This is a genomic window from Antiquaquibacter soli, from assembly GCF_030580675.1.
Lineage (GTDB): Bacteria > Actinomycetota > Actinomycetes > Actinomycetales > Microbacteriaceae > Rhodoglobus > Rhodoglobus soli.
The window spans coordinates 315,259-337,670 of sequence record NZ_JAUQUB010000001.1 but is presented as its reverse complement, the minus strand read 5'-3'; the positions used below and the strand labels follow the sequence as shown (position 1 = coordinate 337,670).

General features: G+C 70.3%; 24 protein-coding genes and 1 tRNA gene. 10 read left to right on the top strand and 15 right to left on the bottom strand.

Annotated features, from left to right (window positions below):
- The first annotated feature begins 17 nt into the window (after positions 1-17).
- Positions 18-689: an ABC transporter ATP-binding protein gene (locus tag Q5716_RS01735; protein ID WP_305001364.1), complete on the top strand. Its 672-nt coding sequence runs from the start codon at positions 18-20 to the stop codon at positions 687-689.
- A gap of 58 nt (positions 690-747) precedes the next feature.
- Here the strand turns inward: Q5716_RS01735 and Q5716_RS01730 are convergent, their stop codons facing one another.
- The 4 genes from Q5716_RS01730 to Q5716_RS01715 are packed head-to-tail and all read right to left on the bottom strand — an operon-like array spanning position 748 to position 4,653.
- Positions 748-1,734: an LAVTG motif-containing sortase-dependent surface protein gene (locus Q5716_RS01730; RefSeq protein WP_305001363.1), complete on the bottom strand. Its 987-nt coding sequence runs from the start codon at positions 1,732-1,734 to the stop codon at positions 748-750.
- A 14-nt stretch (positions 1,735-1,748) separates the two neighbouring features.
- Positions 1,749-2,759, bottom strand: coding sequence for a hypothetical protein (locus Q5716_RS01725; protein WP_305001362.1), 1,011 nt, complete (start codon positions 2,757-2,759; stop codon positions 1,749-1,751).
- A 50-nt stretch (positions 2,760-2,809) separates the two neighbouring features.
- Positions 2,810-3,910: a Gfo/Idh/MocA family protein gene (locus tag Q5716_RS01720; protein ID WP_305001361.1), complete on the bottom strand. Its 1,101-nt coding sequence runs from the start codon at positions 3,908-3,910 to the stop codon at positions 2,810-2,812.
- A complete protein-coding gene (locus tag Q5716_RS01715; RefSeq protein WP_305001360.1) occupies positions 3,907-4,653 on the bottom strand; it encodes a sugar phosphate isomerase/epimerase family protein in 747 nt (248 codons plus the stop codon). The genes Q5716_RS01720 and Q5716_RS01715 overlap by 4 nt, the downstream gene beginning before the upstream one ends.
- An 87-nt stretch (positions 4,654-4,740) precedes the next feature.
- Between Q5716_RS01715 and Q5716_RS01710 the strand changes: the two genes are divergently transcribed.
- Entirely contained in the window at positions 4,741-5,892 is a 1,152-nt protein-coding gene (locus Q5716_RS01710) for an ROK family transcriptional regulator (RefSeq protein ID WP_305001359.1), read from the top strand.
- A 57-nt stretch (positions 5,893-5,949) separates the two neighbouring features.
- Positions 5,950-6,558 carry a YqaJ viral recombinase family protein gene (locus Q5716_RS01705; protein WP_305001358.1) on the top strand — a complete coding sequence of 203 codons (609 nt, stop codon included), beginning with the start codon at positions 5,950-5,952 and terminating at the stop codon, positions 6,556-6,558.
- Here Q5716_RS01705 and Q5716_RS01700 read toward each other — a convergent pair.
- Both Q5716_RS01700 and Q5716_RS01695 read right to left on the bottom strand, forming a co-directional pair.
- Entirely contained in the window at positions 6,523-7,191 is a 669-nt protein-coding gene (locus Q5716_RS01700) for a DUF998 domain-containing protein (RefSeq protein ID WP_305001357.1), read from the bottom strand. The genes Q5716_RS01705 and Q5716_RS01700 overlap by 36 nt on opposite strands.
- Positions 7,178-7,789 (bottom strand): NUDIX domain-containing protein, encoded by a 612-nt coding sequence (locus Q5716_RS01695; RefSeq protein ID WP_305001356.1) that lies wholly within the window; start codon positions 7,787-7,789, stop codon positions 7,178-7,180. The genes Q5716_RS01700 and Q5716_RS01695 overlap by 14 nt, the downstream gene beginning before the upstream one ends.
- A gap of 91 nt (positions 7,790-7,880) precedes the next feature.
- Here Q5716_RS01695 and Q5716_RS01690 point away from each other — a divergent pair, with 91 nt between their 5' ends.
- Positions 7,881-8,846 (top strand): NADP-dependent oxidoreductase, encoded by a 966-nt coding sequence (locus tag Q5716_RS01690; RefSeq protein ID WP_305001355.1) that lies wholly within the window; start codon positions 7,881-7,883, stop codon positions 8,844-8,846.
- A gap of 7 nt (positions 8,847-8,853) precedes the next feature.
- Here the strand turns inward: Q5716_RS01690 and Q5716_RS01685 are convergent, their stop codons facing one another.
- The 7 genes from Q5716_RS01685 to Q5716_RS01655 all read right to left on the bottom strand — a co-directional run bounded on the left by Q5716_RS01685 (position 8,854) and on the right by Q5716_RS01655 (position 13,008).
- Positions 8,854-9,459: a hypothetical protein gene (locus Q5716_RS01685; protein ID WP_305001354.1), complete on the bottom strand. Its 606-nt coding sequence runs from the start codon at positions 9,457-9,459 to the stop codon at positions 8,854-8,856.
- Between the two features lie 47 nt (positions 9,460-9,506).
- Positions 9,507-10,031, bottom strand: coding sequence for a GNAT family N-acetyltransferase (locus Q5716_RS01680; protein WP_305001353.1), 525 nt, complete (start codon positions 10,029-10,031; stop codon positions 9,507-9,509).
- 65 nt (positions 10,032-10,096) lie between these two features.
- Positions 10,097-10,789 carry a 50S ribosomal protein L1 gene (gene rplA, locus Q5716_RS01675; protein WP_305001352.1) on the bottom strand — a complete coding sequence of 231 codons (693 nt, stop codon included), beginning with the start codon at positions 10,787-10,789 and terminating at the stop codon, positions 10,097-10,099.
- Positions 10,790-10,791: 2 nt separating this feature from the next.
- Entirely contained in the window at positions 10,792-11,223 is a 432-nt protein-coding gene (rplK, locus tag Q5716_RS01670; protein WP_179493805.1) for a 50S ribosomal protein L11, read from the bottom strand.
- A gap of 308 nt (positions 11,224-11,531) precedes the next feature.
- On the bottom strand, positions 11,532-12,551 hold the full coding sequence (gene nusG, locus Q5716_RS01665; protein WP_305001351.1) for a transcription termination/antitermination protein NusG: 1,020 nt from the start codon (positions 12,549-12,551) through the stop codon (positions 11,532-11,534).
- 53 nt (positions 12,552-12,604) lie between these two features.
- Positions 12,605-12,889 (bottom strand): preprotein translocase subunit SecE, encoded by a 285-nt coding sequence (secE, locus tag Q5716_RS01660; protein ID WP_305001350.1) that lies wholly within the window; start codon positions 12,887-12,889, stop codon positions 12,605-12,607.
- A gap of 46 nt (positions 12,890-12,935) precedes the next feature.
- Positions 12,936-13,008 (bottom strand) — tRNA-Trp (locus Q5716_RS01655).
- Positions 13,009-13,297: 289 nt separating this feature from the next.
- Here Q5716_RS01655 and Q5716_RS01650 point away from each other — a divergent pair.
- From Q5716_RS01650 to Q5716_RS01640, 3 genes are all read left to right on the top strand, one after another.
- The gene (locus Q5716_RS01650; protein WP_305001349.1) at positions 13,298-15,289 is read left to right on the top strand and encodes a choice-of-anchor G family protein; all 1,992 of its coding nucleotides are present in this window, start codon (positions 13,298-13,300) and stop codon (positions 15,287-15,289) included.
- 81 nt (positions 15,290-15,370) lie between these two features.
- The gene (locus Q5716_RS01645; protein WP_305001348.1) at positions 15,371-16,564 is read left to right on the top strand and encodes a pyridoxal phosphate-dependent aminotransferase; all 1,194 of its coding nucleotides are present in this window, start codon (positions 15,371-15,373) and stop codon (positions 16,562-16,564) included.
- A 518-nt stretch (positions 16,565-17,082) separates the two neighbouring features.
- On the top strand, positions 17,083-17,619 hold the full coding sequence (locus tag Q5716_RS01640; RefSeq protein ID WP_305001347.1) for a hypothetical protein: 537 nt from the start codon (positions 17,083-17,085) through the stop codon (positions 17,617-17,619).
- A 78-nt stretch (positions 17,620-17,697) separates the two neighbouring features.
- On the opposite strand, the gene Q5716_RS01635 is transcribed toward Q5716_RS01640, so the two are convergent.
- The gene (locus Q5716_RS01635; protein ID WP_305001346.1) at positions 17,698-18,345 is read right to left on the bottom strand and encodes a LuxR C-terminal-related transcriptional regulator; all 648 of its coding nucleotides are present in this window, start codon (positions 18,343-18,345) and stop codon (positions 17,698-17,700) included.
- Entirely contained in the window at positions 18,338-19,486 is a 1,149-nt protein-coding gene (locus Q5716_RS01630) for an ATP-binding protein (RefSeq protein WP_305001345.1), read from the bottom strand. Before Q5716_RS01630 ends, Q5716_RS01635 begins: the two co-directional genes overlap by 8 nt.
- Positions 19,487-19,590: 104 nt before the next feature.
- Here Q5716_RS01630 and Q5716_RS01625 point away from each other — a divergent pair, with 104 nt between their 5' ends.
- The 3 genes from Q5716_RS01625 to Q5716_RS01615 all read left to right on the top strand — a co-directional run bounded on the left by Q5716_RS01625 (position 19,591) and on the right by Q5716_RS01615 (position 22,360).
- Positions 19,591-21,120 carry a PspC domain-containing protein gene (locus tag Q5716_RS01625; RefSeq protein ID WP_305001344.1) on the top strand — a complete coding sequence of 510 codons (1,530 nt, stop codon included), beginning with the start codon at positions 19,591-19,593 and terminating at the stop codon, positions 21,118-21,120.
- Positions 21,117-21,335 carry a hypothetical protein gene (locus Q5716_RS01620; RefSeq protein WP_305001343.1) on the top strand — a complete coding sequence of 73 codons (219 nt, stop codon included), beginning with the start codon at positions 21,117-21,119 and terminating at the stop codon, positions 21,333-21,335. The genes Q5716_RS01625 and Q5716_RS01620 overlap by 4 nt, the downstream gene beginning before the upstream one ends.
- Positions 21,336-21,475: 140 nt before the next feature.
- Positions 21,476-22,360 (top strand): endonuclease domain-containing protein, encoded by an 885-nt coding sequence (locus Q5716_RS01615; protein ID WP_305001342.1) that lies wholly within the window; start codon positions 21,476-21,478, stop codon positions 22,358-22,360.
- The last annotated feature ends 52 nt before the right edge of the window (positions 22,361-22,412 follow it).

Genomic DNA, 22,412 nt, shown 5'->3' with positions numbered 1-22,412 from the left:
CCGGAAAAGAGAACACCATGTACCTGTTGAAGAACGTCACCAAGTCCTACGACCAGTCGAAGCGGCGGGTCACCGCACTCTCCGACGTGACCCTCGAGATCCCCACGGGCCAGATGGTCGCCATCCAGGGGCCGACCGGCGGCGGCAAGTCCACCCTGCTGCAGATGCTCGGGGCGCTCGAGCGGCCGACGTCCGGAACCGTGAGCCTCGGGGATGCCGAACTCTCGAGCATGGCCGATGCCCGGCTCGCGGGCATCCGGGCCAAGGAGATCGGGTTCGTCTTCCAGGGGTTCAACCTCATCCCCACCCTCACCGCCCAGGAGAACGTCGAGACCGCCCTCGCCCCGATGCGCCTCTCGGCGACGGAGCGGGCGTCCCGGGCGAGGAAGGCGCTCGAGAGCGTCGGCCTCGGCGACCGCGGCAACCATCGCCCCGCCGAGCTCTCGGGAGGTCAGCAGCAGCGCGTCGCAATCGCCCGGGCGATCGTGAAGAACCCGGCGGTGCTGCTCGCCGACGAGCCGACCGGCAACCTCGACGAGGAGACGCGCGACGAGATCATGGAACTGCTCGAGGGGCTCTGGCGCGACCAGGGGCTCACCCTCATCCTCGTCACGCACGACTCGGCCGTGGCCAAGCGAGCCCAGCGGCGCCTGCACATCAAGCAGGGGAAGGTCACCGAGAAGAAGTAGCCCGCAACGCCGAAGGCCCCCGTCGACCGAGGTCGCGGGGGCCTTCGTGCGTGCGGTTCTAAGCGGTGCGGCGACGGACCGCGATGAGCGCGAGACCGCAGAGCAGCAGGATGCCCGCCCCGAGCGCCACTCCGAGCGGCAGCTCAGCCCCCGTCGCCGCAAGCTGCGGGGCCACCACGGCGATCCCGTCGGTCGCGAGCGGGATCGGCGACTGGATCTGCAGCTCCTGCGGAGTCGAGTAGTACGGCAGAATCCCGATGTCGGTCACCGGGCTCGTGGCGAGGTCGGCGCCGGCGGCGTACGAGAGGAGGTGGTACTGCTCCTCGTTGTTGATTCCCGCGACGATCCACAGTCCGCCCGCAGCGTCGAAGTCCACACCCTGCGTGAAACCGGTGCTCTCGAACTCGTCGCCGATGCCGGCCTGCTCCACCCACTCGCCGATGACACCGGTCGACGGGTCGAAGGTCGCAACGCTTGGTGTGCCCTCGACGTCGCCGAAGAGGTAGGTGGCTCCGCTCGGGTTGGTCGCAATGCCGGTCGGCTCGGCGGGTTCCTCGGTGAGGTCCGCGACGACCGCGGCGGCTCCCGTGGCGGGGTCGACGCTGATCACAGCGAGGCCCGGGAGATCGCCGGAAAGACCAGCGAGGGTCAGCACGGTGCAGTCGAGCAGCGTGTCGAGCTCGAAGACACCGTCGATCGCGCCGTCCTCGATGGTGATGTCGATCGGCGCCGACGTGAGGGCACCGGTGTCGTGGTTCCACGTGACGATGACCGACGCGTCGCCCTGCGTCGAGACGGCATAGGCCGTCTCTGCGCAGATCTCGACGCCGCTGGGGCTGTCGATCTCGGAGCTCGTGTCAGCCCCGAGAAACGCGAGTGCGGCATCCGTCTTGGAGGTCGTCGCGAACCCACTGACGTCGGGCGTGACCTGCGGGTTGTATGCCCAGGTGTAGAGATTCCCAGTGTGGGCAGTGGCTGCTGACGGAAGGACGACGAGCCCGAGGGCCGCGGCCGCTACTCCCGCGGCGAGGATGGAGCGCCTCATGGTGCCTCTTTCATTCAGGCCGCGCGGCGGCGGGTCAGGACAAGTCCGAGCAGCAGCAGGATACCCGCCCCGAGCGCCACTCCGAGCGGCAGCTCGGCACCCGTCGCCGCGAGCTGCGGGACGGGGGCGGGGAGGCCGCCACCCGAGCCGCCGGAGACGGCGAGCGGCACCGGCTCGAACACGGTGGGGCCGTCGACCGGCGATCCCGTGATCGGCAGGTCGCCGACGATGGTGGGAGTGGACGTGAGAGCCGCACCGGGGGCGAACGAGACCACCAGCATGGCCTCGGTGGTCGCCACGATCATCCAGGTCGTGCCGCTCTCGTCCACGTCGACGCCCTGCACGATCGGACCGCCGAGAGTTCCGAGGCCGGTGAGCTCGACGGGCGCGCCTACCGTCTTCGCGGCGAGGTCGACGGGCGCGGCATAGGCGGCGGCCCCCGAGTCGTCGGTGAGGAGTAGCGTCACCTGCCCACTGATGGGGTTGGTGGCGAGCGCGACAGCCGTCGAGGGGACGTCGACGATGACCGTCGTCTCCCCCGACCCAGGGTCGACGGACGCGATCGCGGTGATGGTCTCGGGGTCGTCCTCCACGCGGTATGTCACGATCGTCAGCGGCGAGCAGTCCGAGAGCGAGTCTGCCTCCAGAGCGCCGAGCACTGTGGCCTCATCGGAGGGCTCGGGGAGGCTCTCCGGGTCCATCCACAGCGAGGACTGCGCGGTCACCTCGCCCGTCGACGTGTTCCACGTCGCGATGACCGGAGCGCCCGGCTCGCCGGGCTCGGCGAAGGCGATCCCCGCACCGCCGCACACCTCGGTACCGGTCACCTCGAGACCGAGGTAGCCGATGTTCGTCGCCAGGAACTCGAGTGCGGCATCCGTCGTCGACAGGGTCGCGAACGCCATCTCCGGCGCCGAGCTCGTGCCGTAGGTGTACAGCGTCACGTCGGCGGCGGATGCCGGTGCGGCACCGAGGGCGACCACGGCGGCGGCGCCCAGGCAGGCGAGAACAGGGATTCGGGTCACGGCAACCTCAGCTCGGGTCGGGGATGTCGGGTACCCGCCCAGAGTATCGGCTACAGCGTGGCTGCGCGGGGGTCCCAGTCCGTCGGGAGCGACGGCTGCACCTCGACCGTGCTGGCCACCTCGACGAACGCCGCCGACTCGGCTGCTTCGATGATCGACACCATGATGTCGAGCACGTGGAAGGCGAGCTCGCCCGACGCCCGCTCCGGCACTCCGCCTCGGATCGCTCGCGCCAGATCGACGACTCCCGTACCGCGCTCGGCGAGCTTGGTCGTCGGGATGGTCTCCGGGTCGCCCGACGCGCCGAACAGCGTGAGGTCGCCGTCGAACATGTTCGGGTCGGGGAAGACGAGCGTGCCCTCGGTGCCGGCGATCTCGACGAAGCCGGTGCGCGACAGGTGCGACTGGAAGCTGAAGACCGACTGGGCGGACGCCCCGCTCTCGAACTCGAGCAGCGCGCTGATGTGCGTCGGCACCTCCACCGTGAACTCTTCGCCGGCTCGCGGGCCGGAGCCGATCACGCGGGTCGAGCGCGACTGCGATGCGGTCGCGGCCACGCGCTTCACGGGGCCGAGGTTCTGCACGAGTGTCGTGAGGTAGTACGGGCCCATGTCGAACAGCGGGCCGGCGCCCTTCGCGTAGAGGAAGTCGGGGTTGGGATGCCACGACTCCGGCCCCGACGCCTGGAACAGGGTCAGCGCGGTCAGCGGCGTGCCGATGCGTCCATCCTCGATGAGGCGGCGCCCCGCCTGGAGGCCCGCGCCGAGGAAGGTGTCGGGCGCGGTCGCGACGCGCAGACCGAGTCGCTGGGCCTCGGCGAGCAACCCGGCGCCGCTCTCGCGGTCGAGCGCGATCGGCTTCTCCGTCCACACGTTCTTCCCCGCCGCGAGAGCCTGCCGGGCGACCTCGACGTGCGCCGCCGGAATGGTCAGGTTGACGACGATCTCGATGTCCGGGTGCGCGAGGAGCTCCTCGGTGGTTCCGAATCCGGGGACGCCGTACTTCTCCGCCTGGGCCTGAGCGCGGGAGACGTCGATGTCCGAGACGAAGAGCACCCGGACATCCGGGAACGTCGTCAGGTTGTCGAGGTACTGGGTGCTGATGACTCCGGCGCCGATGACGCCGACTCCGACGGGACCGGTTGCGGTCACAGGGACTCTCCATTCGAGGTGAGGAAGGACACGGATGCTGCGAGCCCGTCGAACACGTCGCCCGCGTAGTCGTCGAACTCGACCACGCGCACGGCCTGGGGCGCGGCGGCGAGAACGTCGAGCACGGGCACCTCGCCCGAGCCGGCGGGCTGCTGGGCCTTCGTGTCGCCGGTGGGCTCGCCATCCTTGACGTGGATGAACTGTACGCGATCGCCGAGGCGGCCGAGGAGTCCGACGGGGTCGACGCCGCCGACGAAGCTCCAGTAGGTGTCGACCTCGAGGAAGACGGCCGGGTCGAGGTTGTCGGCGAGCGCCTCGAGCGCCGTCGTGCCGTCCACCTTCGTCGACAGCTCCCACGCGTGGTTGTGGTAGCCGACCGAGATACCGATGTCCGCGGCGATGGCGGAGACCCGGTTGAGCTCGGTAGCGATCGCCACGACGTCGTCGGAGGTCTGCCAGCGCTCGGCGGGGATGAACGGGTCGATGATCTTGGTCACGCCCACCTTCTTCGCCGCCTCGAAGACGGGCACGACGTCCTGGCCGACGAGGCTCGCGTGAGCGGACGACGCGGTCAGTCCGGCTGGGGGTAGGAGTGCAGCGAACTCGTCAGCGCGGTCCACGAAGCCGTAGAGCTCGACGGTGGTGAATCCGATCTCCGCGAGTCGGGCGAGGGCGGCCGCGGGGTCGGCGGCGAACGCGTCGCGCACCGAGTACAGCTGGACGGACAGGGGCTGGGCGCTCACGAGGTCTCCTTTGAAGCGAATTGCGGCCGTGCTTACTCTAGGCCGACTTAGGTCGACGGCCAAACAAAGTTCTGCTTTACTGACGAAATGACCCTTCCCGCCCCGCCCTCGGGCGCGAGCGAGCTCTTCCAGCTGCTGCGCGACGGGGTGCCGCGCACCCGTGCCGAGCTCGCGGAGCTCGCCGGGCTCGCCCGATCCACCGTCGGCTTGCGCGTCGACGAGCTCGTGGGCGTGGGACTCGTGCGTCCCGTGGGCGACGCCGTGTCGAGTGGCGGGCGACCGGCCTACCGGTTCGCCATCGACCCGGGGGCGCGGCTCATCCTCGCCGTCGACTGCGGAGCGCGCCACCAGCGCGTCGCCGTGCTCGACCTCGACGCCAACGTCCTCGCCCTCGAGATGCACGTACGGCCGATCGCCGACGGTCCCGACGCCGTGCTCGAGGACGTCGCGGCCACCGCTCGCGCGCTGCTCTCCAGCCTCGGTCGCGCCGAGTCCGACCTCATCGCCCTCGGCATCGGCCTGCCCGGTCCCGTCGAGCACGCCACCGGGCGCCCGCTGCAGCCTCCCATCATGCCCGGGTGGGACGGCTTCGACGTGCCCGCCTGGTCGATGCGGGAGCTGGGCATCCCGGCGCTCGTCGACAACGACGTCAACATCATGGCCGTCGGCGAGCGCACCGTCGCACTGCCCGACACCGACGACGTGCTGTTCATCAAGATCGCGACCGGTATCGGCGCGGGGATCGTCTCGGGCGGTCGACTGCAGCGCGGGGCGCGCGGCACCGCGGGCGACCTCGGACACGTGCGCGTCGCGCGCGGCACGGGTGTGCGCTGCTCGTGCGGCAAGGAGGGCTGCCTCGAGGCGCTCGCCTCCGGCGGAGCGCTCGCTCGCGCGCTCGGAGTCGCCACCGCCGAAGACGTCGCGACGCTCGTCGGGAGCGGGGATGCCCGAGCCACCGCCGCGCTCCAGCAGGCCGGTCGCGACCTCGGCGAAGTGCTCCTGTCGTGCGTGAGCCTCATCAACCCGGCGACCGTCGTGCTCGGCAGCACGCTCGCGCTGCCTCCGCTCGTCGACGGCGTGCGCGCGGTGCTCTACGACCCCGCGTTGCCGGAGGCCGCGCGCCAGGTGGGGCTCGAGGCATCCGTCACGGGCGACCGCGCGGGCGTCATCGGCGCCGGAGTGCTCGCCCGCGACGAGGCCCTGTCCACCGATGGCGTCACGGCCCTCCTCGCCCGCTGACACCACCTCCGGTGCGCCGGGGAGGGTACCGTCGGTGCGCCGGGGCACAATGGACCGGTGACCGCCTACCAGCCCGAGCTCGACCTCTGGGAGCGGCCCGTCACGACCCACCTCGACCGTGTCGTCGCGCACGCCGAGGATCGCGTCGCGTGGATCCGCGCCCGCAGTCGCGGGGTGACGGCGACGGATGCGGCGCGGCTGTCGAGCCTCGCCGCCGTTCGGTCGGTCGCGCGGGACAAGCTGCTCGGCTCCGGCTTCACCGGTAACGCGTTCACCGACCACGGCCGAGCCCGCGAGCCGGAGATCGCCCGGTGGGTGCGCGCGACCCACGGCATCCCGCCGAGCACCACGCTCTTCCACGCGGACGGGAACCCGCAGCACCTCGCGACCCCCGACGGGGTGGCGGTGCAGGGCGGAGCGGTCGTGCTGTCGGAGATCAAGACCACGGGAAAGCCGTGGCGAAGCATCCCCCGCTCCTATCTGCGGCAGGTGTGGTGGCAGCAGTACGTGCTCGGGGCCGAGCGCACCCTCGTCGTGTGGGAGCAGCACGAGGGGTTCGTACCGATCGCCGCCGAGCCGCGCTGGCAGTGGGTCGAACGCGACGACAACGAGATCCACGTGCTCGTGGGGCTAGCCGACCAGCTGCTCGGCCTCCTGCGCCGCTGAGGCGGGAGTCGCCCGCGCGGCGCGCACCGCGAGCACCACCCCGACGATCACGAGCCACGCGATCGCGAGGGTCGTCGCCACGAACTCCAAGCGGCTGCCGAGCTCCACCTGGAACCGGAACAGCGAGAACAGGCCGCCGGTCGCCGCGATCACCGCGACCAGGATGCCCGTCGCCATCGACAGGCCGGCCAGCAGCGGGTGCGACCTCGCGAACGAGGTCTGCAGCATCGCCCAGCACGCCGCCGCGAACGCGAGCACGGCAGCGAGGGTGTGCAGGAAGTCCTGCCACGTGAACGACGGACCGTACGGCAGCGGGCACCCGCTCGTGCACGTCACCTGCGACGCGAAGAGGAACAGCGCGCAGCCGATCCAGAGCGAGATCGCGGGGGTCCACGCGCTCAGTACGCGAACCGACGACCGGATGCTCCGCCCCGCCCACGCGACGGCGCTCCCGCCCGCGACGATGAGGAGGAGGGCCACCTCGAATACGGCGGCGGTGGGCATCCCCACCGCACCGAGCTCGCTCACGTAGAGCTCGCGCGGGATCGTCAGCCGCGCTCCCCAGATGAGCGCGAGAGCGACGAGAACCAGGATGCTCCCGCCGACGGCGGCGGCGAACTCAGCCCTGCGCAAATAGGCCCCTCAACACCGACCACTGCAGCAGCATGATCGTCTTCGCGTCCTGGATCCGCCCGTCCTCGATCATCCCGAGAGCCTCGTCGATGCCGAGCTCGACGACCGTGATGTGCTCGCCCTCGTCGGCGAGCCCACCGCCGGCGTGCCGACGGGTCGCGCTGTCGTAGGGCGCGGCGTAGAAGTGGAGCCGCTCGGTGACGGAGCCCGGGCTCATGTACACATCGAAGACGTGCGTGACCTCGCCGACCTGATGCCCGGTCTCCTCGATCGCCTCGCGGCGGATCGCCGTCTCGGGATCGTCGTCGTCGAGCAGCCCCGCCGCGGTCTCGAGCATGACGCCGTCGGGGTGGTCGTTGATATACACCGGGTACCGGAACTGCTGGGTGAGCAGCACCGTGCGTCGCTGGGCGTCGTAGAGCAGGATCGTCGCGCCGTTGCCGCGGTCGTAGGTTTCGCGGCTCTGGGTCGACCACTCGCCGTCGTCGCCGAGGTACTCGAAGGTCGTCGTGTGCAGTCGATACCAGTTGTCGCTGAGGAGTCGCACCTCCTCGACGCGCACCCGGGGATTGCGGTCGGGCGGGGACTCGGCGGGCACGAATCAAAAGTTAGCAGCGCGGTGACCTTGCCGTAACAACGCCGAATCATTCACACCATTTACTGTGTGGGGAACACGTGCGGGGAGAGCAATGAGCACCATGAAGGCCGTCGTCATCGACGAGACGGGCGAGGCAGATGTCCTGCGCCTGGCCGAGGTTGCGCGGCCCACTCGCGTCAACGCCGAGTTCGTCGTCAAGGTCGTGGCTGCAGGAGTGAACCCGATCGACGTCAAGACCCGCTCGGGCAAGGGCGTGTCCAGCCAGATTCCCTCGTGGCCGGCCATCCTGGGCAACGACCTCAGCGGCATCGTCGTCGAGTCCCCCTTCGAGTCGCACCCGCTCAAGCCCGGCGACGAGGTCTACGGCATGACGATGGTGCCGCGCATCGCGGGCGCCTACGCCGAGTACGCGGCAGTGCCGGCGATGTTCCTCGCCCGCAAGCCCCGCGCCCTGTCGCACGTCGAGGCGGCGGGGGTGCCGCTTGCTGCGCTCACCGCCTGGGGTGCCGTGGTGGACGTCGCCAAGGCTCACGAGGGCCAGCGCATCCTGATCCACGCCGGCGCGGGGGGCGTCGGCCACTTCGCCGTGCAGTTCGCGTCGTTCTTCGGCGGCCACGTCATCGCGACCGGCAGCCCGCGCAACGAGGACTGGCTGCGCGACTTGGGCGCGCGCGAATTCGTCGACTACACCGCGACCCGCTTCGAGGACGTCGTCTCGAATGCCGACGTCGTCATCGACCTGATCGGCAACGCAGCGGATGACACGGGCTCGCGCTCCCTCGCCGCACTCAAGCCCGGCGGCCTCATCGTCACCGTGCCCACCGGAAGCTGGCCGACCATGACGGAGGAGGCGACCGCCGCCGGGATGCGCTCGACCGGTTTCCGGGTCTCACCCGACGGCTCGACTCTCGCCGTGATCTCGCGGCTCCTCGACTCGGGAGACGTACGCGTGTTTGTGGACCAGGTCTTCGAGCTCGAGGATGCGGCGGCCGCCCACCGCGCCCTCGAGTCGGGTCACACCCGCGGCAAGGTCGTGCTCAAGGTCTCCGACGGGTAGCGCGGCACTAGCCGACGCGCGACCAGTACCCCGTGAAGGGGCTCTGCTGCGGCTTCGTCTCGAGCGAGTCGCCAGAGCACGTCACATCCATGTCGGTGCCCGAGCCGAGGTCCTCGGGGATCTCGATCGGGAACTCCGTCGCGACGCCGCCGATCGTCACCGTGTTTCCGACCGCGATGCCGTTCGACCAGTCGGAGAAGGTCACGACGCCGTCGGCCTCCGACCACGACCCGCTGCTCACACCCGCTTGGTTCTGCACGATGACGATCTCGAGGCCCTGCATGTCGCCCGTCATCGTGTATGTGATGTCCGAGTCGTAGGTCATCGTGGCGTCGTCGATGGTCAGCGTCACGCCGCCCTCGACCGACGTCGCGCTGATCTCCGCGCCGTTCGCGGCGAAGTTCTCCTGCAGCTGCTCGGCGTTGCGCTGGCCGTCGAGCTCCCAGGTGCCGACGAGGCAGCCGCCGCCCGAGGCATCCGGGCCACTGGGGTCCTCCGTCGCGGAGGGGTCGAGGTCGACGGCACCCGGGTCGGGAGCGGGAGCCGAGCATCCTGCGAGTGTGACGACGGCCGCCACGGCGAGCGCCGGAATGAGAGCGAGTCGCGAGCGCATGGTTCCTCCCCAGACGTTAGTCGGGTTCACCTTAGCCGCACGGCGCGCTAGAGGGCGAGCGCCCTCACGAAGTCGTCCTCGAAGCGCGCGCCCACCTTGAAGCGCTTCGTGCCGACGCGCTCGAAGCCCTGCTTCGCGTAGAAGCGGTTCGCTCGCTCGTTCTGCTGGTTGACGCCGAGCCAGACGACGACGGCACCGCGAGCGCGCGCCGCAGCGACGGAGCGCTCGACGAGCTGCGCCGCGAGCCCCGCGCCGTGATGGTCGGGATGCACGTACACCTTGCTCAGCTCGGTGGCGGGCCGCGCCGTCACGACCGCCCGCACGTCCGAGTCGTACGGCTCACCGTGGACGAGCATCGTGTAGCCGACGAGCGCACCCTCCTCGTCCGCAACGAAGAGCTCACGATCGGGGTCGGCGAGGTAGCCCTCGAAGTGGGCCTGCGTGAGGGTGCTGGCGATGAACTCCGCGATCGACTCGGGGAGGGCATCCGGCGGGCACGCGAGCGGGAAGGTGAGGGCGGCGAGCTCGGAGAGGGCGGCCGCGTCGTCGGGCCGGGCAGGGCGGATCAGCACGCAACTCACGGTACGCGAAAAGGGGGCCGACCGAAGTCGACCCCCTCCTCTGCAGTGCGTGCTGGTTAGACCAGGCTGTTCACGTCGAGCGGGATGCCCGGGCCGAACGTCGTCGACACGGTGCCCTTCGTGATGTAGCGACCCTTCGAGCTCGACGGCTTGGCGCGCACGATCTCGTCGATCGCGGCCTTGATGTTGTCGGTGAGCTGGTCCGCCGAGAAGCCCGCCTTGCCGACCACGAAGTGGACGTTGGCGTGCTTGTCGACACGGAACTCGATCTTTCCGCCCTTGATGTCGGACACGGCCTTCGCGGTGTCCTGCGTCACGGTGCCGGTCTTCGGGTTGGGCATGAGGCCGCGGGGGCCGAGCACCTTGCCGAGTCGACCGACCTGGCCCATGAGCTCCGGGGTGGAGACGGCCGCGTCGAACGCGGTGTAGCCGCCGGCCACCTTGTCGATGAGCTCGGTGCCGCCCACCTCGTCAGCGCCGGCCGCGATGGCCGCCTCGGCCGCGGGGCCGGTCGCGAACACGATGACTCGGGCGGTCTTGCCCGTGCCGTGCGGGAGGATGACGGTGCCGCGCACCATCTGGTCGGCCTTGCGGGGGTCGACGCCGAGCTTGAGCGCGACCTCGACGGTCGAGTCGAACTTCTTCGAGCCGGTCTCCTTCGCGACGGCGACAGCCTCGCTCGGGGTGTAGAGCTTGCCCTCTTCGATCTTCTCCGCGGCGGCGCGGTATGCCTTGGACTTCGTCGCCATGATTACGCCTCCACCGTGATCCCCATCGAACGGGCGGTGCCCGCGATGATCTTCTCCGCGCCCTCGATGTCGTTGGCGTTCAGGTCGACCATCTTCTGCTCCGCGATCGCGCGGACCTGGTCCTTGGTGAGCTTCGCAACCTTCACGGTGTGCGGGGTCGACGACCCCTTCTGCACGCCGGCGGCCTTCTTGATGAGCTCGGCGGCCGGGGGCGTCTTGAGGATGAACGTGAACGAACGGTCCTCGTAGACGGTGATCTCCACCGGGATGACGTTGCCGCGCTGCGACTCGGTCGCCGCGTTGTACGCCTTGCAGAACTCCATGATGTTGACGCCGTGCTGACCGAGCGCGGGGCCGATGGGCGGCGCAGGGTTGGCGGCGCCGGCCTGGATCTGGAGCTTGATGAGCCCCGTCACCTTCTTCTTGGGTGCCATGATTCTCTTCTCTCGTCGAACGGGGCCGGATGCCCCACTCTCCCGCCGCCCGGTCGGGCGCGGTTCGTGGCTGCCGCCCGAACCCGGGCAGACAACCTGTCTATAGTACGCGAGATCGCGCCGCACCGGTAGCGCGGGAGATGCTGCGGCGCGCGGGTGCTGGAGCACCCGCGGAGCGCAGCAACTCCCGCGCGACGGGGAAGGGCAGCAGGGGCGGGGAAGGGCGGCAGGGACGGGGGGGGCCGGATGCCCGCACCGACGACGAAGGGCGCCCCGGTCATCCGGAGCGCCCCTTCGTGGAAAAGCAGCTACAGCTTTGTGACCTGGTCGAACGACAGCTCGACCGGAGTCTCACGCTCGAAGAGCGAAACGAGCACCGTGAGCTTGCCGCTCTCGGGCTTGATCTCGCTGATCGTGCCGGGGAGGCCCTGGAACGAGCCCTCCTTGATGGTGATCGTCTCGCCGACCTCGAAGTCGATCTCGGCGGGGATGACTCGCGCCGCGGCCTTGCCCTTCGTTGCCGAGCCCTTGGCTGCCGGCGCCTCGACGATCTGCACGAGGCTCTTGAGCATGTTGAACGCCTCGTCGAAGCGCAGCGGAACGGGGTTGTGCGAGTTGCCGACGAAGCCCGTGACGCCCGGCGTGTGACGCACGACCGACCAGCTGTCCTCATTGAGGTCCATGCGCACGAGCACGTAGCCCGGGATGCGCACGCGGTTCACGAGCTTGCGCTGGCCGTTCTTGATCTCGACGACGTCCTCCATCGGGACCTCGACCTGGAAGACGTAGTCCTCCATCGCCATCGACACCTTGCGGTTCTCGATGTTCTGCTTCACGCGCTTCTCGAATCCGGCGTAGGAGTGGATGACGTACCACTTGCCGGGCTTGCCGCGCAGCTCGTTCTTGAACTCCTCGTACGGGTCGACCTCGGAGTCGGCCTCGTCGTCGTCGTCGTCGCCGAGCTCCGGTCCGTCGTACGGCGTGACCTCCGGCTCCTCCTCGGCCTCGAGCTCCGCCTCGATGGCGGCCTCGTCGTCGAGCGCGGCGACGGATGCGTCGGCCTCCTCGAGCGAGTCGATGTCGAGCGCGTCGTCGACGATCGCGTCCGCCTCGGGGTCGATGGCAGCGTCGAGCGCCTCGAGCAGACCGGCGAGGTCGGGGTCCTGGTCGTCCTCGTCGTCGTCGACGACGTGGATCGCCTGGTGCTCGGCGGACTCCTCGGAGACCTCGGCGGCGGCGAGCACGTTGCCCGTCTGCGCCTCGTCGTCCTCCGAGGACTGCTCGGCGGCCGTCGCGATCTCGAAGTCGTCGCGGGGGTTCTCAGTCACGTGAATTCTCTTTCGGTTGGTACTCGGGCAGCTCGGCCGCCGGAGTCAGACTGCTAGCCGGTGACGGCAGACGGGTCACCGAACAGGAAGTTGACCAGCAGGCTGAACACGGTGTCGAGGCCGGTGACGATCGCCATCATGATGACCACGAACACCAGCACGACGAGCGTGTAGTTCAGCAGCTCCCGACGAGTCGGGGTGACCACCTTGCGCAGCTCGGCGATGACCTGGCGGATGAACAGCGCGAACCGGCTGAAGGGGCCACGCCGCTCGGCACGCTCCTTGCGGGCGTTGGCGACGACATCCTCACTCGGCTCGTCGATGACTTTTCTCGCCACTCGTCACTACCTTCTGGTCTGCCTCCCGCTCACGCGGGGGGACTTGCAGGGCGGACAGGACTCGAACCTGCAACCTGCGGTTTTGGAGACCGCTGCTCTACCAATTGAGCCACCGCCCTTCGGTGGGGAAACCACTCTCGCAACCGCCCTGAAGGCGCGCTAAAGCTTGGCAGATTTCCACTACCTCGACCCAGTGTACGGCATCCCGAGCGATCGAAAAATTCCTCGGAGAGCCGCGTCATAGGCGACGCGAAGTCCAGTCTCACCAGTGACGGGGCCACCCGCCGCACAAGTCAATACACCGCAGGTTAGGTGAAGCTGGGAATCACTAAGCCTCAAGACCCGAACTGAGATCACTGGCGATCCTTGCTTCCCCACTCCCCTACAGGATCGGGAAGGAAGAAGACCGTGTTCATCCGCAGAACTCTGAGTCGACGCGTCGGGAGCGCGTTCGGCGCCGTCGCCCTCACGGCGGCGGGCATCCTTGTACTCCCCACCGCCGCAGGCGCCGTCGAGGTGACCAGCTCGTACGCCGAGGCGCAGTTCCTCTCCGGATCACTCGCCGGGGCGGACCTCGCGAGCGTCGTCGCGCTCGACCCGGCCGTCGCCTACAACGACGGCACCCAATCCACCCAGTCCGCCAAGGACCCGCTCGGCGCGACCGTGCTCGACTCGATCTCGATCGAAGACCCTGACGGCGTGCAGCTCGACCTCGGGTCGGTGATCGACGCGGGCGCCGTCGGGCAGTACGCCCAGGCGAACGCCGACGGCACCTCGTACGCCGCCGCCGGAGCCATCGGCAGCGACGGCGCGGTGGGTGCGGGCGAGATCGGCACGGGAGGCGGCGGCGACCTCAGCCTCGACCTCGACTCGATCATCGCGAGCGGCTACTCCTCCATCCTCACCGACCTCTCGCTCAGCCTCGACGCCGTCGCGGCCGAGGCGCAGGCGAACCTCACGACCGCGACCGGCGACTACCGCCTCGCGGGAGCCGACCTCACGTTCTCGAGCCCCGCGATCGGTCAGCTCACGGAGAAGGTGAACGCGGCACTCGCGCAAGTGGACCAGTCGCTGCTCGATCTGAGCTCGGATGACGGCATCCTGGGCAACGCCGTCGACGGAGTGCTCGACCCGATCCTCGGGGTCGTCGGCAGCTCGGCGAACGTCTCCGTGACGATCGACGCCGACATCCACGAAGCGGTGGATGCCCTGCTCACCGACGCCTACGGCGACGGGTCCGTTCGCTTCAACCTCGAGAGCGGCACCGTCACCGTCGACCTCGACGCGCTGCTCGGCGGTCACCTCAACAACCTCCCGGAGGGCACCGAGCTCCTCCAGGACGCGGTGATCAGCCAGGTGCTGCACAGCATCACCGACACCGTCTCGACCCTCGCCGACCAGATCGTCGACCGCGTCCGGGAGGCGCTCAACGACGCGACGGTCGACGTGCGCGCCACCCTCGATGTGCTCACCCCGCAGGGCAGCACCCAGCAGGAGGTGTGCCGACTCGTCGACGTGCCGATCGTGGGCGACCTGCTCGGCGATGACGGAGTGATCGACGACCTCCTCGGCGGAGGCGGCCTCCTCGGGGACGGCGGGCTGCTCGGCGGGGGCGGCGGGCTCCTCGGTGGAGGCGGACTGCTCGGCAAGAGCATCGCGCCGCCCATCCACAAGGACATCATCGGGTGGACCACGGAGACGGTGTGCGACCTCGTCGACACCCTGCTGCCGAGCCTGCAGTCGACGGTCGACGTGCACGTCGCCGGAACCGTGGACGAGCTGCTCGACGGGGCGGCGGCCACCGCGACCGCGAACCTCTCGCTGCTGGGCGGCACCGTCACCACCGACCTCGACGTCGACCTGGTGGTGGATGCTCTCGCCGACGGCCTCGCCGACGGGCTCTTCGATCACGACGGCACCGTGAGCGACCTGATCGACGCCCTCAACACCGGACTCGTCGACCCCGCGACGGAGGGACTGCTCGGTGACACGAGCGTGCACACCGTGCTCACCGACATCCTCTCGGTGAAGGTCAACCTCAAGGAGCTGTCGACGACGGATGAGGGCTCGATGTTCACCCAGACGGCCGTGCGCGTGACGGTGCTCGGGGGCGCAGCATCCCTCGACATCGCGGCCGCGACCGTCGGACCGAACGTCACCGACGTCGTCGACCCGGGCTGCCAGGTGAACTGCGGCCCCGGCGGTCCGGAGGACCCGTGCACGAGCAACTGCACCCCGGGCAACCCGTTCCCGGGCGGCAGCAACGCCGGCACGCTGGCCATGACGGGGGTGGGCGTCGCGATGCTCATCCAGCTGGTCCTGGCCCTCCTCGTGGCGGGAGCGATCCTCGCGTACGCGGACTACAAGAGGCGGCACCCGGCGGCAGTCGCCGAGGTCTAGCCGGATAGACCACGAGGCCGGGTGGGTGGACGTCAACCCCACCCGGTCTCGTGCGTGAGGCCCGCGTCTAGACTTGATGCCGTGACCCCCAGCATCTCCCCTCGAATCGCTGCCATCGCCGAGTCCGCCACGCTCAAGGTGGACGCCAAGGCGAAGGCGCTGCAGGCCGAGGGCCGGCCCGTGATCAGCTACGCCGCGGGCGAGCCCGACTTCCCCACCCCCGCGAACATCGTCGAGGCCGCCGCGAAGGCCGTGAGGGACCCCAAGAACCACCGCTACACGCCCGCCGCCGGACTGCCCGAGCTCCGGGAGGCGATCGCCGCGAAGACGCTGCGCGACTCCGGGCTCGAGGTCGCGGCGTCCCAGGTCATCGTCACCAACGGCGGCAAGCAGGCCGTCTACGAGGCGTTCGCGACGATCGTCGGCGCCGGCGACGAGGTGCTCATGCCCGCCCCGTACTGGACGACGTACCCGGAGGCGGTGAAGCTCGCGGGGGGCATCCCGGTCGAGGTGTTCGCGGGCGCCGACCAGGACTACCTCGTCACGGTCGAGCAGCTCGAGGCCGCGCGCACGCCGAACACGAAGGTGCTGCTGTTCGTGTCGCCGTCCAACCCGACCGGTGCCGTGTACTCGCCCGAGCAGACGAAGGCGATCGGCGAGTGGGCGCTCGAGCACGACCTGTGGGTGCTCACCGATGAGATCTACCAGAACCTCGTCTACGACGGCATCCGCGCGGTGTCGATCGTGGAGGCCGTGCCCGCGCTCGCCGACAGCACCGTGCTCGTCAACGGCGTTGCGAAGTCGTACTCGATGACGGGCTGGCGCCTCGGTTGGATGGTCGGGCCCGCCGCCGTCATCAAGGGCGCGTCGAACCTGCAGTCGCACCTCACATCGAACGTGTCGAACATCTCCCAGCGCGCCGCGATCGAGGCTCTCACCGGTCCGCAGGACGAGGTCGAGCGGATGCGGCAGGCCTTCGAGCAGCGCCGCAACGTGATCGTCTCCGAGCTGTCGAAGATCGACGGCGTGGTGTGCCCGACGCCGCAGGGCGCCTTCTACGTGTACCCGGATGTCCGCGGTCTGCTGAACCGGCCGTGGGGCGGGGTCACTCCGACCACGTCGCTCGAGCTCGCCGACCTCATCCTCGACCAGGCGGAGGTCGCGGTCATCCCGGGCGAGGCGTTCGGTCCGAGCGGCTACCTGCGGCTCTCCTACGCTCTCGGCGACGCACCGCTGCTCGAGGGCATCCAGCGCCTGCAGCGCCTGTTCTCGTAGGAGCCGCCCGCGAGTTGCGAGTTTCGCAGCTTTCTCGCTGCCGATTCCGCGCCGGAAGGTGCGGAACTCGCAACTCGCGAGTCCCCATGACTGGGTCAGGGTGACGGTTTTCCCCGGAATCGCTCCAGCGTCGGTGAGCGGATGGGTCGATCCCGCACTGTCTGGGAGTGCGCCCTAGAATCCCTCTCCCCGCCGCTCTCGCGGCCGCTCCGTTCACGACCGCCGAGGCACGCGCGGAGGGGGTCGGGCGCGGACGGCTAGCCGGGTCGGACCTCGAGTCACCGTTCCGCGGAGTGCACCTCGCGACGGCGTCAGACTTATCGGTCGACGTTCTCTGCGCTGCCCTCGCGAAGCGCGTTCCCCCCGATGCCTTCTTCGTGGGACTCACCGCGGCGGAGCTGTGGAATGCGCCACTGCCCCAGCAGGCGGCATCCCGGCTCGTCCACGTTGCGGTGACCGCGGGAACTGCGCCGACCGGGCGAGGGCTCCGGGGCAGCGTACGACGTGAGCGTCCGACGATGATCACGACCATTCACGGCATCCGCGTGACCAGCCCCGCCGCGACCTGGGTCGATATCGCGGCGGAGTTATCGCTTCGCGATCTCGTCGCCGTCGGGGACCACTTCATCTTTGGCGGACGGCCGCTGACGAGCCGAGCCGCGTTGCAGGACGAGATCCTGGCGCGCACGGGGCAGCGAGGAGTGAAGCGCGCTCGTGCGGCCTGGGACCTGCTCGATGAGGGGTCGGAGTCGCGCAGGGAGTCGCACCTCCGAGTACTTCTCGTCTCCAACGGACTGGGGCAGTTCCAGTCGAACGTCTGGGTCGCTACGAGCGACGGTCACCGATATCGAGGGGATCTGGTCGATCCCGCGCGCAAGATCATCATTGAGTACCAGAGTGCGTTTCACCATGATCCGCAGCGACAGCAGGCGGACATGGTCCGCCGATCGCGATTGCAGGCAGACGGCTGGATCGTCATCGAGGTGAGCCGACGAGACCTCGACCACGCGACTGACCTGCTTGATCGCATCCGACGCACGCTCGCACGGCGGTGAGTTGCGAGTTGCGCATCCTCGGCGCGGTGTGATCCGGCGGGGAACCTGCGGAAGTCGCAACTCGCGAGAGCCAGGGCCCTACAGGAGCTTTCGCGCGGATGCCCAGGCCGTGAGCTCGTGGCGGGACGAGAGCTGGAGCTTGCGCAGCACCGCCGAGACGTGGGTCTCGACAGTCTTCACCGAGATGAAGAGCTCCGAGGCGACCTCCTTGTACGCGTAGCCGCGCGCGATGAGCCGCATCACCTCGCGCTCCCGCGCCGAGAGCCGGTCGAGTTCGTCGTCCTTCTCCGCCTGCTCGCCCGCGACTGCGCCGAAGGCGTCGAGCACGAACCCGGCCAGCCGCGGCGAGAACACCGCGTCGCCCGAGGCCACCGCCTCCACCGCGCGACTGACCTCCGCGCCGGATGACCCCTTCGTGATGTAGCCGCGGGCGCCCGCGCGGATGACCCCGACCACATCCTCGGCGGAGTCGGAGACACTGAGGGCGAGGAAGCGCACGGAGTCGAGCATCCCGCTCGATCCGCGGATCACTTCAGCACCGCCGCCGCCCGACCCGCCCGGCAGGTGGACGTCGAGGAGCACCACCTGCGGCCGCAGCTCGGCGATGCGCGCGATCGCCTCCTCGACCGTCGCCGCCTCGCCGAGCACATCGAGCGAGGCATCCAGGTCGGCGCGCAGCCCCGATCGGAAGATGGAGTGGTCGTCGACGATGAGCACGCTAGTCACTGGTCTCCTCCAAATGCAGATGCACCTCGGTGCCGCCGCCCGCCCCGGGGCGCACCGTCGCGGTGCCGCCGGCGCGCGTCATCCGGCCGATGATGGATTCGCGGATGCCCAACCGGTCGCCCGGCAGGGTGTCGAGGTCCACGCCCGCCCCGCGGTCGCGCACGAACACGTCCGTCGCCGCGTCCGACGTCTCGACGTACACGGACACCTCGCCTCCGGCGTGGCGGGCCGCGTTGAGCATCGCCTCACGGGCGGCCGCGACGAGCGCGGGCGACGCGCTCACCGACTCGCCGGCCGCGACGACCTCGATGCGGGCGGGGTAGTCGAGCTCGATGGCGGCGGCGACCTCCCGCAGCTCGGCGGCGAGGTCGGCGACGAGCGGGTCATCTCCCGCGAACAACCACTCGCGCAGCTCGCGCTCCTGGGCCCGGGCGATGCGGGCGACCTCGCTCGACGCCCCCGCCCGGTTCTGGATGAGGGCCAGGGTCTGCAGCACCGAGTCGTGCAGGTGAGCGGCGATCTCGGCGCGCTGCTCCTCCCGGACCCGGGCGGTGCGGGCATCCTGCAGGTCGGTCATGAGCGCGACGGCCCGCGGTGCCGCGAGCACCCCGACGGCGAGCACGACCATGCCGACCCCGAGGACCGCGTTGAGCGCGGACGGCCGCGACACGAGCGCGACGACGCCCGTGAGGATGAGCAGGGCCACCGCGATCGACCGCACCCAGACCCCGTACCGCACCGAGCGGCCCGGGTCGGATCGGTCGAGGCCGAGGCTCCACGCGACGGCGGCGCCGGCGCCGAGCGCGACGACGAGCAGTGCGGAGGTGAGCGGCCTCTGATCGACGGGGGCGAGGATCGCGGCGGCGAGCGCGCCAGCACCGGCGACTCCGACGGCGAGGGCCGCCCCGGGCACGCGGCGACGGATGCCCGGCTCCTCCCCCGGCACCGGCTCGTCGAGCGGCACGAGTGCCCACAGCCAGAGGTACAGCAGGATGCCCGCTCCCCCCGCCACGGCGAGCGCGACGGCGAGCACCCGCACCGAGCGCACACTCCAGCCGAGGTGCCGCGCCATCCCGAGGCACACGCCGCCCACGAGGACGTCGCGGGGCCGCGACAGCGGCGGGCGGACGGGAGTGCTCACTCTGGAATCCAACCAGGTCGAGCCACCCCCGGGGTCGGAACTCAGGGTCGAATCAGGGTGATACCTCATGGCACGGGCATCCGCCCCTCCGGCACGATCGGAGCATGCCACGCAAACCTGCCACGACTCGGCCCGAGCCGAGCGACGACCAGTCGACCGCCCCCGAGGCGCAGTCCACCCAGGCTCCGACCGCCGACGCTCCGTCCGCCGACGAGCCACCCGCCGCCGAGTCCGCCGCGGCCGCCGGCGCCACCCCCGGCCACCGCTTCTTCTCCTGGCTGCGCACCCTCGATCTGCGCCGCGAGCCCGGCTGGATCGGCGGCGTGTGCGCGGGCATCGCCGCGCGCCTCGGGATCGACCCGCTCATCGTGCGCGGCATCGCTGTCGTGGTCGCCGTGCTCGGCGGGCCCGCACTGCTGCTGTACGCGGCGGCGTGGCTGCTGCTGCCCGACTCCGACGACCGCATCCACCTCGAGGAGGTCGTCAAGGGCCGCTTCGAGCCCGCGATCGCGGGGATCGGCGCCATGGTCGTGCTGACGATGCTTCCCCTCGCGCAGGGCTTCTGGTTCACCGGCGCCGCTTTCTGGGGCGAGCCCGCGTGGGGCAGCTCCATCGGGCGAGCGCTGTGGACCGCGGTGCTCATCGGTCTCCTCATCTGGTTCGTCGTGTGGATCGCTCGGCGCTCGTCGACGACGCCGACAGCGCGCAGCACGGATGCTGCTGACGGCCCGGCGGCGCCCGGCACCGCGTCGTCGGCGTCCTTCGTCGCGAGCGAGTCCACGGTGAGCGGCCCGGATGCCCCGCCCGTCGGCACCTCGTCGCCTGACGTGGCCGCGTGGCGCGAGCAGCAGGCGCGGCTCCGCGCGGAGCAGGCGGAGTTCCGCCGCCACCAGGGCGCCGAGCGCGCGGCGGCCAACCGGGCCGCCGCAGACCGCGCCCGCGCCGCCCGGGCCGAGCAGCGCCAGCGGGACCTCGCCGATCTCCAGGCGACGCGATCGCACCCCCTGTACTCGCTCACCGTCATCGGACTCGCGCTCGTCGCCGGCGGGCTCGCGACCGTCCTCGTCTCGAACGGGCAGCCCACCCCCCTCGCCGCCGTCGTGGGCCTTTCGAGCGCCCTCGTCGTGCTCGCGCTCGGCATCATCGTCAACGGGGTGCGCGGCAAGCGCTCGGGCGGGGCGTCCGGTCTCGCGTGGGTACTTCTCGTACCGCTGCTGTTCACGAGCATCGCGACCGCGGGGGGCACTCCGACCGTGGCGTGGGGACCGGTGCGGACCCTCGAGCCGACCGGGTCGGAGGAGTTCGCGGTGGGGGCGGGCCGGGTCATCCTCGACCTCACGGACGTCGAGACGGCCGAGCGCCCCTCGGGCATCGACGGCGCGGATGTCTCGCTGCGCGTCGGCGCCGGAGACGTCACCGTCCTCGTGCCCGAGGGCATGGCCGTGGTCTTCACCGGAACGGTGGGAGCCGGCGACATCGAGGCGGGGTCGGACGCCGAGTCGTCTCGCGTCGGCCCGGTGGAGAACGTCAGCGCCGAGTTCGGCGACGTCGGCAGCGGCGACCCGGTCGTCTCGGTGTCGGTTCAGCTCGGCGCCGGTCGCGTCGCCGTGATCGAGGAAGGAGCACGTCGATGAGCACCACCCGACTCACCCCCCGCGGCGGGACGATCTTCTGGGGAGCGGTGCTCCTGCTGATCGCGATCGTGGCCGGGATGACGGCACTGCTCGGCTCATGGTCGTGGACCTCGGCCGTGTGGCTGGTGATCGCGTTCGGCGGCCTCATGGTGCTCGCCGCCGTCGTCGGCGCGATAGCCCGCGCCCTCACCCCTGCCCAGCGCGACGCTGACTAGCGAGTTCCGCCCCTTCCCCGCCTCAAATCCGGGCCCGGAAGGGGCGGAACTCGCCACTCAGTGCTGTGCACAGCCCGCAGGAGTGCACAGTTGGGCGGGACGCGGCCCGGGATGACTCGGGCTCGCCGACTATCGAGGTCATGGCACCTCGCATCCCCCTGCCCCCGCCGCTTCGCCACCGCACCTTCACGACCGCCGAGGCGGTCGCGCACGGACTCGGACGTCGACGGCTAGGCGGCCCCGATCTCGTGTCGCCCGCCCACGGAGTCTGGGTCTCGAGGGATGTCGAGGTCACCGTCGACATGCTGTGCCGCTCCGTATTGACCCGGATCCCCGCGGGCTTCGCGTGCGACGCTACCGCCGCGAGACTGTGGGGCGTGCCTCTACCCCTGTGGTGCGACTCTGAGCCCATCACCGTCGCGCTCGACTCGGGCAGGGCCCCCACAGGTCGAGGGATCCGCGGGCGGGTGCTCGGAGTGGGCGCCGATGAGCTCGCCACCAGGGCGGGCATCCGTCTCACGAGCCCCGCTCGCACGTGGGTCGATCTGGCCCCGCGGCTTGCGATGCGCGACCTCGTGGCGGCGGGGGACTTCCTCATCAGGAGAACCAGCCCGCTCGTCGCCTTCGCGGACCTCGCCGCCGCGGTCGATCGGCGGGCGGGGGATCGTGGCGTCCGGCGGCTGCGCGCCGCGCTTCCGCTCCTGAGCGACCGGTCGGAGTCGAGGCGCGAGTCGCACCTCCGTCTCATCCTCGCTCGAGCGGGCCTGGGCGAAGTGGAGGTCAATGTCTGGATCACCACGGTGAGCGGCCATCGGTACCGCACCGACTTCGCGATCCGCGAGGCCCGTATCGCGATCGAGTACCAGGGTGAGTACCACTTCGACCCAGCTCAACAGAGAGCCGACATGCTCCGGCGCTCCCGGCTCCAGGCCTCCGGCTGGACCGTCATCGAGGTGAGCAAGGACGACCTGGCGAACCCCCGGGAGCTCCTCACCCGCATCCGCAACACGATCGCGCGACGCTGACTAGCGAGTTCCGCCCCTTCCCCGTCCCCAGTTCGGGCCCGGAAGGGGCGGA

Excerpts from the sequence above, each read along its gene's own strand:
- Q5716_RS01640 (WP_305001347.1), top strand. The coding sequence starts at position 17,083 with ATGATCACGACCATTCACGGCATCCGCGTGACCAGCCCCGCCGCGACC.
- Q5716_RS01710 (WP_305001359.1), top strand. The coding sequence starts at position 4,741 with ATGACCCTTCCCGCCCCGCCCTCGGGCGCGAGCGAGCTCTTCCAGCTG.
- Q5716_RS01735 (WP_305001364.1), top strand. The coding sequence starts at position 18 with ATGTACCTGTTGAAGAACGTCACCAAGTCCTACGACCAGTCGAAGCGG.
- Q5716_RS01620 (WP_305001343.1), top strand. The coding sequence starts at position 21,117 with ATGAGCACCACCCGACTCACCCCCCGCGGCGGGACGATCTTCTGGGGA.
- rplK (WP_179493805.1), bottom strand. The coding sequence starts at position 11,223 with ATGGCACCCAAGAAGAAGGTGACGGGGCTCATCAAGCTCCAGATCCAG.
- Q5716_RS01625 (WP_305001344.1), top strand. The coding sequence starts at position 19,591 with ATGCCACGCAAACCTGCCACGACTCGGCCCGAGCCGAGCGACGACCAG.
- Q5716_RS01730 (WP_305001363.1), bottom strand. The coding sequence starts at position 1,734 with ATGAGGCGCTCCATCCTCGCCGCGGGAGTAGCGGCCGCGGCCCTCGGG.
- Q5716_RS01690 (WP_305001355.1), top strand. The coding sequence starts at position 7,881 with ATGAGCACCATGAAGGCCGTCGTCATCGACGAGACGGGCGAGGCAGAT.
- Q5716_RS01615 (WP_305001342.1), top strand. The coding sequence starts at position 21,476 with ATGGCACCTCGCATCCCCCTGCCCCCGCCGCTTCGCCACCGCACCTTC.
- Q5716_RS01685 (WP_305001354.1), bottom strand. The coding sequence starts at position 9,459 with ATGCGCTCGCGACTCGCTCTCATTCCGGCGCTCGCCGTGGCGGCCGTC.
- rplA (WP_305001352.1), bottom strand. The coding sequence starts at position 10,789 with ATGGCGACGAAGTCCAAGGCATACCGCGCCGCCGCGGAGAAGATCGAA.